Annotated in this window: 7 protein-coding genes and 5 pseudogenes; 9 read left to right on the plus strand and 3 right to left on the minus strand. The window is 66.4% G+C overall.

Features of this window, described 5'->3' with window-relative positions:
* Positions 1 to 133: 133 nt before the first annotated feature.
* Both ACFVV1_RS39970 and ACFVV1_RS39975 read right to left on the minus strand, forming a co-directional pair.
* Positions 134 to 268: pseudogene (locus ACFVV1_RS39970) on the minus strand (YrhB domain-containing protein); the annotation flags it as partial.
* A gap of 637 nt (positions 269 to 905) precedes the next feature.
* The gene (locus ACFVV1_RS39975) at positions 906 to 1721 is read right to left on the minus strand and encodes an SAM-dependent methyltransferase (RefSeq protein WP_390000348.1); all 816 of its coding nucleotides are present in this window, start codon (positions 1719 to 1721) and stop codon (positions 906 to 908) included.
* A 104-nt stretch (positions 1722 to 1825) separates the two neighbouring features.
* Between ACFVV1_RS39975 and ACFVV1_RS39980 the strand changes: the two genes are divergently transcribed.
* Positions 1826 to 2056 carry a hypothetical protein gene (locus ACFVV1_RS39980; RefSeq protein WP_390000350.1) on the plus strand — a complete coding sequence of 77 codons (231 nt, stop codon included), beginning with the start codon at positions 1826 to 1828 and terminating at the stop codon, positions 2054 to 2056.
* 511 nt (positions 2057 to 2567) lie between these two features.
* Here ACFVV1_RS39980 and ACFVV1_RS39985 read toward each other — a convergent pair.
* The gene (locus ACFVV1_RS39985) at positions 2568 to 3041 is read right to left on the minus strand and encodes a hypothetical protein (protein ID WP_390000353.1); all 474 of its coding nucleotides are present in this window, start codon (positions 3039 to 3041) and stop codon (positions 2568 to 2570) included.
* A 1227-nt stretch (positions 3042 to 4268) separates the two neighbouring features.
* Here ACFVV1_RS39985 and ACFVV1_RS39990 point away from each other — a divergent pair.
* From ACFVV1_RS39990 to ACFVV1_RS40025, 8 genes and pseudogenes are all read left to right on the plus strand, one after another.
* Complete coding sequence (locus ACFVV1_RS39990) at positions 4269 to 4862, plus strand: isochorismatase family protein (RefSeq protein ID WP_390000356.1); 594 nt, start codon at positions 4269 to 4271, stop codon at positions 4860 to 4862.
* Positions 4863 to 4889: 27 nt separating this feature from the next.
* A pseudogene (locus ACFVV1_RS39995) lies at positions 4890 to 5072 on the plus strand (IS110 family transposase); the annotation flags it as partial.
* A gap of 52 nt (positions 5073 to 5124) precedes the next feature.
* Positions 5125 to 5454, plus strand: a complete 330-nt coding sequence (locus ACFVV1_RS40000; RefSeq protein WP_390000359.1) for a transposase — start codon at positions 5125 to 5127, stop codon at positions 5452 to 5454.
* A gap of 65 nt (positions 5455 to 5519) precedes the next feature.
* A pseudogene (locus ACFVV1_RS40005) lies at positions 5520 to 6362 on the plus strand (IS3 family transposase); the annotation flags it as partial.
* Between the two features lie 87 nt (positions 6363 to 6449).
* A pseudogene (locus ACFVV1_RS40010) lies at positions 6450 to 6620 on the plus strand (hypothetical protein); the annotation flags it as partial.
* Between the two features lie 232 nt (positions 6621 to 6852).
* A complete protein-coding gene (locus ACFVV1_RS40015) occupies positions 6853 to 7560 on the plus strand; it encodes a histone-like nucleoid-structuring protein Lsr2 (protein ID WP_390000361.1) in 708 nt (235 codons plus the stop codon).
* Positions 7561 to 7836: 276 nt separating this feature from the next.
* The gene (locus ACFVV1_RS40020) at positions 7837 to 8265 is read left to right on the plus strand and encodes an SRPBCC family protein (protein WP_390000364.1); all 429 of its coding nucleotides are present in this window, start codon (positions 7837 to 7839) and stop codon (positions 8263 to 8265) included.
* A gap of 84 nt (positions 8266 to 8349) precedes the next feature.
* Positions 8350 to 8487: pseudogene (locus tag ACFVV1_RS40025) on the plus strand (IS3 family transposase); the annotation flags it as partial.
* Positions 8488 to 8647 lie beyond the last annotated feature (160 nt).

Genomic DNA, 8647 nt, shown 5'->3' on the forward strand with positions numbered 1-8647 from the left:
CCACCGCCCGGACTTCATCGTGCAGATCTTCCACCGCGGTCCGTATGGCCTGACCTCGAATACGGACTCGGTAGTCCGCCTCCCACGCTCCGGTTACCGTGTAGACGACACCGATCTGGTGCAGCCCTCCGTCGGCGCGGTCAACCAGGTACGGCCCGTTCCCGGCCAGCATGAATTCCGGATTCCGAGTGCGCAGGCACTCCTCGGATGTCCAAGAGACGATCCACACCAGCTCGTGCTGCTCTACATGCGCCACAGCCAGGCGCATCGGGTCCAGCCCTGCCAGCGCCTTCCTCCGATAGCTGCATTCCAGCTCTTCTCAACGATCCGCACTGCGGCATCTTCCACAATCACGCGTGCCGCATCCCCTGTCGAACCCGTACAGGAACACCCCGACCGGGTCGAACACGATCGCTGACGTCGCGCCACAGGCGCGGAAGGGGGCCTCCGTTACTCGGCGCGCGGGCGCCGGCCTCCCGGAGCAGGCAGTTGGCGTGAGCAGGTGGGCCACGGTGGCGTAGTCGAGTCGGCACCGCACGATCAGCTCAGGCGACAGCTGAGGGTCACTGTCGACGGCGGCGGCCCGCCCTGCAGCAGCAGCTCGACGGCGCCACAGCCGATTTCGGGCATCTGGCCGTGCTCGCGAGATGGCTACGCCGGAATTCGGTTGCCCACTGCGTCGGCGACGGCCGAGCCTCGTTCACCCTTCACAGAGCTCGCATCCTCCTCCAGCTGTAAGAGGACGAGAGCGCGGTCATAACCTCTGAGCTGGCGAGGAGCGCCAGCCATGAGAACGGCGTTCGTCGCAGGTTGTGGCATTGGCCACGCGTGGGTGTGACAAGACCGCCGTCTCGCACGAGACGGCGGTCTGTCTAGTCGTACGCGGGGCCTGGTCCGTCAGGGTGTCACGGCTTCCGGGCGAGGCCGCCGTGCTCGCCGATGGGTTCCGGGGTGAGGGAAGTGGGGTCCGGGCGCCAGAAGGGGACCGACACGACCCCGGGGTCCAAAAGTTCCAGACCGTCGAAGAACGCCGCGATTTCGTCGACGGGGCGCAGGAAGTACGGTACGGCGCCGGTTTCGTTGTACGCGTCCTGGGCCTGTTCGTAGTCGGCGTCGGTGCCCCGTGAACCGTCGTTGATGGAGAGGTAGCTGCCGGACGGCAGTCCGTCCATCAGGCGGGTGACGATGGCGTGTGCCTGTTCGTAGTCGGCGACGTGGCCCAGGATGTTGCTGAGAATCAGGGCGGTGGGGCGGGTGAGGTCCAGCGTCTCGGCGGCGGCCGCCAGGATGCGATCCGGATCGGACAGGTTGGCGTCGACGTAGGCGGTCGCCCCCTCGGGGGTGGAGGTGAGCAGGGCACGGGCGTGCGCGAGGACCATCGGGTCGTGGTCGACGTAGACGATCCTGGTCTCGGGGGCGAGCCGCTGGGCGACCTCATGGGTGTTGTTCACGGTCGGCAGGCCGGTCCCGACGTCCAGGAACTGCCGGATGCCCTCCTCGGTGACCAGGTACGTGAGGGTGCGGCGCAGGAAGGCACGGCTGCTGCGGGCGATGGTGACGATGCCGGGGAAGACGGCGCTGTAGGCGTCGCCGGCTTTCTCGTCAACGGGGTAGTTGTCTTTCCCACCCAGCCAGTAGTTCCAGATCCGGGCCGAGTGGGGCACCGACGTATCGATCTCCTGATGCACCGCCGGTCCGGGCGACGTCGCGTGGTCGGTCATGGGTATCGTCCGTCTTTCAACCGAGGCGTGAACTGTCAACGTACAACCTACGTCCCAACAACCTTTATGCGTACATCAGTTCACGCTTCCGGTGGGTTCGATCGGTGCGAATCCCCTCGAACTGCCGAGGCGAGCACTACGACTTGGAGCACTTCCAACTGCTTCCGGCAGACGGAGAATGGCGTGTCCAGCTCCGCCGGACCACCTACTGGGCAATCGGCCGGGACCGGCTGACCGGCCTGGCAGCCGACGTGGGGTTCATGGACCTCAAGTGGCGGATGCCGCAGGAGACACGCTTCTTCCAGCCCCTGCTCATGGCGCGCGCCGACGAGTAGATGATTCCGTCGCCTTGCGGACCGTCCGCCACGGCTCAGCGTACTTTTGCCCGATCTCCTACTCGTGCGCGCTGCGGAAGCGCCGACACCCTGATCGAGTGTGCGTCCCTGTCCTCGTATAGCCACGGTCAGGTGACGTGTAGCACTGTGCAAACGTCAGGCCGCGTTCCCCTTGCCCTGACGGTCACGTTGAGCTGAACCGTCTCGATCTGGATCTGACGACCGCGGCCGCGACGGTGCCCGGCCCGCGGTCCCCGCAGAGCGCGGTAGCCCGGGCGTGATCCGGATGCGCCGGCGCCCGCGGGCTGCATACGCTGCCGTACCGGCCCGGACGGCACGGCCCGCTCACCGGTGGCCGGGATGCTGCACGCGGCGGACGTGCCGTCTGCCACCCAACGTCAGTCGTTCTGCCACGAGAAGTCGGCTGTATTTGCGGGAGTAGTGAACGCTACGGGAGAAGACAGGGCCCGGACGACTGGTCCGGGCCCTTGTCGTATAGGGGAAATGCCACTCAGTCGCCGGTGTTGGTTGCCCAAACGGGCTGGTTGGCGTTGTTGTAGACGACAACGTTGCCGTCGTCCTGGACGGCGAGATAGCGACCCTTGTGCCAGGTTCCGGCGGCCCAGATGGCCTGGCCGGCCCTGTTGTAGATGACGAAGTTGCCGTCCTCCTGCATGACGAGGCGGTCGGCGTTGGGGTAGACGTTCGGGGCCTGCCAGGCAGGACGGTTGTCCTTGTAGACGACGACGTTGCCGTCGCTCTGAACACGCAGGATCGTACGGCCGTTGCCGGAGGTCCATGCCTGGTTCTTGCCGAGGGTGGCGGGCGCGTAGAAACGGGAGTCGCTTCGCAGGGCCTTTCGGGGCTGCGTGCTTTGGACGGTACGGCTGCTCTCCACGGCGTCAGCGGCAGGAACGGAGGCCAGGATGGGTAGGGCTGCGAGGGTGAGCGCGGGAAGGCCGCGCCACACGAGGTTCTTGATCACACCCCGGATTTACGCAGTTTGCACATGTCTGCGACAGCCCCGGAGCCACGAACTCACCCGTACAGTCCAGCGATTTCATTGCCGAAACGACACTGCTAACGCCGACCGCGTCACCGACGCCGTCGAACGCCCCTGGGACCACTCCGAGCTCGGTGGCCTGTACGCCCTGCGCCGGGCCGTCCCCGCCCACTTCACCGTCAGCCCCCGCTTGGACGTCCTCACCGACCGGCAGATGAACCGGCTCCACTTCGTCGACCACACCGATCAATTGCGCCGCCCCTGCCATGCAGGAGCGCCGTGCCTACGGTCTTCGTCTGGCCCAACCCCGGCACGTCGGGCCGCAGTAGCCACGGCCCGCAGGCAGTTCGGTGGCCACCGCACCCGGCCGGGGTTTCCTGCGAACGCACGAGCGCAACTGCTGGGCCGTACCGCGTGACGCCTTGGCACGCAGGTCGGGGGGCAAGAGCAAGACGGCCTGCCGGGCGTCGTGGGAGCTGCCGTAGATGACGCCGGGCGAGCCGGGCAAGGCTGGTGGTGATCTCCTCGAGCGCTCGCAACGGGGACCGAACACGTTGATGATCTGGAACGAGTCGCCTTTGTAGGCGGCTTCGAACCGCATCCGCCGCTGGAATGCGTCTTCCGCCTCGGACAGGGGAAGACGACGGTCTCTGCGGTGGGAACCGCGCCGGCGAGGGCGCGGCCGAGGCGTGACCAGTCGGCGACGCTGGCGGACCAGCGTTCGTGGGCGAACTGGCGGGTGGTGCCGATCGAACTCGGCAGCGAGGTTCAGGTCCGCTCCCGTCACCCATTGCGGCGGCACGCCCTCCAACGAGTGGATACACCAGTGAAGTGGCCCCGATCCGCTATCTCTTGACTCATGATCACGTCACGTGGGCGGTTGCCTGCCGCCACCGCTCTCCTGGGCCTGTCCGCCGTCGTGACACCCACAGTCCATCGTGACCAGGTGCCGAGTCGGCAGGAGCGCCGCTGCCGGACGCTCGGGGCCGAGGCGTTCGACGGGCACGTGTCCTGCCGGTCCGGGCGCCGAGGTCGGCTTCCACGAAGGCTATCCGTGACATCACCGACCGGGTTGGTGTCCTCCGAGAAGAAGCGGAATTGGCGGTCCTGATTGCCGCAGCCGCCGTCGCGCCGACCGTCGGTGCCGGGTGCCCGCACCGCGGGCCGCTGGTTCTTTCCTGTGTTCCGCAGTTCTGAAAGGTGTTCGTGATGAGTAAAGGCTTGATCGTCGTGGATGTGCAGAATGACTTCTGCGAAGGGGGGAGTGTTCCCGTCGCGGGAGGCGCGCGGATCGCCTCGGCGATCGCCGATCTGGTTGAGCAGAGCGCGGGGCGTGACTACCAGTACGTTGTGGCCACCCGGGATCATCACATCGATCCGGGCAGCCATTTCTCCGAGACCCCGGACTTCCAGGACAGCTTCCCCGTTCACTGCGTGGCAGGGAACGAAGGCAGCGAATTCCACCCCCACTTCGCACCTGTCGTCACGGACGGCAAGGTGCACGCCGTCTTCTTCAAGGGCGCCCGCTCTGCCTCCAAGAGCGGCTTCGAAGGCGCGGATGCGGAAGGAACCTCCCTGGCCGACTGGCTGCGCGCCCGTGGGGTCGAGGACGTCGACGTGGTGGGCATCGCGACGGATCACTGCGTGCGTGCGACCGCCCTGGATGCCGTCGCGGCGGGATTCCGTGCACGGGTACGTCTCGACTACTCGGTCGGGGTCGCCCCGCACACAACAGCTGCCGCCCTGAACGACTTCCGCCAGGCAGGCGTCGACGTCTCCGGCGAGGCGCCGGCACCGGAATAGTCTCCGGCACCGGCTCGAGGCGCACCTGGTAAGCAGATGCTCGCCCTCCGTATCCAGCTGGAGGCGGCCTGCACTGCCGTCGACGACCTCGCCGAGGCGGTCGACGAGGCCTTCCCCTGGAACCCGGACGCCGTGGTGCTGCTGGGCTTCCCGGGGCTCGGCATCCAGCTCGCCGCCCGAATTCTGGCCGAGATCGGTGACGACCGCACCTGTCCTTCCGCTTGTAGCGTGGAGTCCGTGATTGCAGGGGAAGTTGAGGCTCATGGGGTCCAAGAAACGGGCGTACGACGCCGAGTTCCGTGAGGGTGCTGTACGCATCGTGATCGAGACGGAGAAGCCGATCCCGCAGGTCGCCGACGAGCTCGGAGTCCACGCGGGCACGCTGCACAGCTGGGTCTCGCGCTGGCGCCGAAACGGGTCGGCATCCTCCGATCGGCCCGCGCCCGAGGCCGCCGGCGGGCGGATGCGGGAGAGCGAGCGGGGCGAACTGGAGCGGCTGCGGCGGGAGATGAGCGGGAAGAACAAGCGGATACGCGAGCTGGAGATGGAGCGTGATGTCCTCAAGCGATGCATGGTCCACAGGGTGAAGTGACCGAACAGGCACCGGCCGAGGGGGCCGCGTTCATCGGTATCTAGAGGACCGAACACCACGTCCCGCACCGTCTGGCCTGCCGCGTGCTGGGGATCTCGGAGTCCTGGTTCTACAAGTGGCGCCAGCCGCCCGCCACCGCCCGCCAGGTGCGAAAAGGGCAGCTGTCTGACGCGATCCGGCGGATCTTCGACGGCTCGGGAGGTACCTACGGCTCCCCGAAGATCTGGATCACGCTGGTGCGGGAGGGCTGGCGCGTGTCGGTGAACACCGTTGCGAAGCTGTTGGCCGAACTCGGCCTGGCCGGACGGACGCCCTGCGGGCGACGGTGCCTGACTCGGCCCGGCAAACGGGCCGCTGCCCCGGACTTCGTGCGCCGGGACTTTACCGCCACCACTCGTGACCAGGTGTGGGCGGGCGACATGACGGAGATCGTCACCGGGGAGGGCAAGCTGTATCTGGCCACGGTCATCGATCTGTTCTCCCGGCGGCTGCTGGGCTATGCGATGGGCGAGCGCCACGATACCGAGCTCGTGGTCGCATCCCTCAACACGGCCGCAGCCACCCGCGGCGGCGACGTGAAGGGCGTGATTTTTCACAGCGACCGCGGCAGCGAGTACGTCTCCCGGCGGTTCAAGCGCGCCTGTCGGCGTATGGGCGTAACGCAGTCCATGGGCCGGGTCGGGTCGTGTTTCGACAACGCCGTCAGCGAGGCGTTCAACAGCGTGCTCAAGGTCGAGTACGTCCACCGGCACACCTTCAACAGCCGCACCGAGGCCCGGCTGAGGATCGCGACCTGGATCACCGGGTTCTACAACACGCATCGACTACACAGCGTGTGCGGATACCGCAGCCCGATCGACTACGAACAAGACCACCCGGCCGACTCGGCTATGGAACCGGCCGCATAGAAGATCTCCACAGTTCGAGGGGATTGACAAGTTCGTCCAGGACGAGCACGGCCGGCCGAACGAGATGCAGCCCCGGTCACGCGCGACATGCTCAACGAGGGCACCGGCGCCAACAACTCGCTGAGACCACCGGGCTTCCTCCACGGCAACGACCACAACCAGGCCCGCGGACACCTGCTGGCTCGGATGCTGGGCGGTACCGGTGACAGCCTGGACAAGCTTTTCACCATCACCCAGAACCCGACCAAAAGTCCCCATATGCGCGACCTGGAACAGCAGATCTACGACGCCGTAGCAGGCGACCGTACCCGAGGCGTCGCTGGCCAGGCGTCCAGTACAGCGTCTACCTCGAGTACACCGACGACAGAGCAAACTCCGTACCATCGCGCATCTACATGCAAGCAGAAGGCTCAAACGGTTACCACCTCGACACCGATCTCGCCAATCCCGACCACGCGGCACAGCAGACCCGACGCTGCCCAGGAGTCCAATGACCGACCTCACCGTGCTCACCCAGCTCTGCCCACGCCCCGGCCAGGCCATGGGCATCCGCTGGGACACGATCGAAGCCAACCTCGGCGTGCCTCTGCCGCAGGACTACAAACAGCTCGCCGACCGTTACGGACCCGGGACATTCAACGGCTACCTGCACCTCTTCCACCCCCACGGTGTGACCGAGTTCGTCAACCTCACCGGTCCCGTGCCCGGCCGGATCCGCGCGCAGCTGCGCAAGGACTACGATCAGGGCACACACCCCGTCCCTTACGATCCCGAAAATCTCTTCGCCTGCGGCGCCACCGACAACGGTGAATACCTCTTCTGGATCACCGACCCCGCAGATGCCCCCGACCGCTGGCGCATCACGGTCAACGAAGCCCGCGGCCCCCGCTGGTTCACCTACGACGGAACCCTCACAGCCTTCCTCACTTCGGTCCTCAGCGGGCAGATCCAGGTCCCCCAGTTCCCGCCCAGCATCCTCGATACCCCTGCCCGCTTCACCCCCTCACATCCCACCCTCTGGAAGCCAGAACCCCCGTCCGACGTTCAACCCGTCGACACCGCAGCGATCCGCTCCTGGGCACGCGCCAACGGCTTCGACGTGCCATCCCGGGGACGGATCCCCTCCGAGATCCGCGAAGCCTGGGAACGCGCGTCTACAGAGGTTTTCACTTTGTCGTCGGGTGGTGACCGTTGGTGATGCCTGCGGTATGCCGATGGGATGCGGTATGCGGAGGGTGGGGGCCTGACTGCTGAGCGGCGGGCGTTTCGTGAACAGGTGCGGCTGGAGGCCAGCGGGCGGTTCGCGGCGCTCTCGGCCCCCGGTGCCCTGTCTCGCTGTACGCCACCGCACTCACGGAGCTTGACCGGATCGCGGAACGTGAGCAAAACCGGGCTGGGTGGCCGGAGGGCGGACAGCAGAGCAGTCTGGAAGTACCGATGGCCCGGGCGGCCGGGCTGGGAAGCGAGGCTCCCGATGAGCAGGCTCGAAGAACAGGTCAACGTCGATGTCCCGGCGCAGGAGGTCTGGGCGCAGCTGCACCGCATCGATGAGTACCCGATGTTCATGGAGGGTGTGAAGAGCGTCGCTGCGCACGGCAGTGGCCGAGCCCATCTCGACGTCCGGATCGGGGACGACGAGCGGGCATTCGAGACTCGTATCGCCGATCGCGGCAAGGCTCAGGTGATGGACTGGACGGTGGACAGCCCGGAGCTGAAAGCTGCCTTTGCCGTGAACCCGCTGGACGACCAGCACACCCAGCTGCAAGTCCGGCTGGAGTACGACCCGGACACCGTGCGGGCGACCTTCGGTGGCCCGAAGGGATTCGCCCAGGTCCACGCGATCGAGGACACAGTCCGGACCGACCTGGAGAAGTTCAAGGACCTGCTGGAGAGTCGCCACTAATCCCGACGTGCTGGTCGTGCTCGGGTAAGGGCCGGCGCACTCGGTCCGTGTAACTGAGCGAGCCGGTTGGCCAGACTGGCACCGGAGTTGGCTACCGCTGAGTACGTCGATTGGTACAACCACCGTCGACTCCACGGTGAGATCGGCCACGTCCCACCCGCCGAATACGAAACAACCCACTACCAGAACACGCAAAAACAGCAGGTCACAGCCACAATCTAGAGTCTCTACCGAACCCGGAACGGTTCATGGTCGGTATGTCATGGGTCGGGTTGTTTGCGTTCTGTGGTGGTGTGGGGTGGTGTGGGGTGTGTGTGAGGGGGGATGGGTGCTGGAGGCTGTGGGGTGATGTCGGTGGGGCGTTTGTGATGTCGGGTGGCGG

Origin of the sequence: Streptomyces sp. NPDC058092 (assembly GCF_042884935.1) — a bacterium.
Taxonomy (GTDB): Bacteria; Actinomycetota; Actinomycetes; order Streptomycetales; family Streptomycetaceae; genus Streptomyces.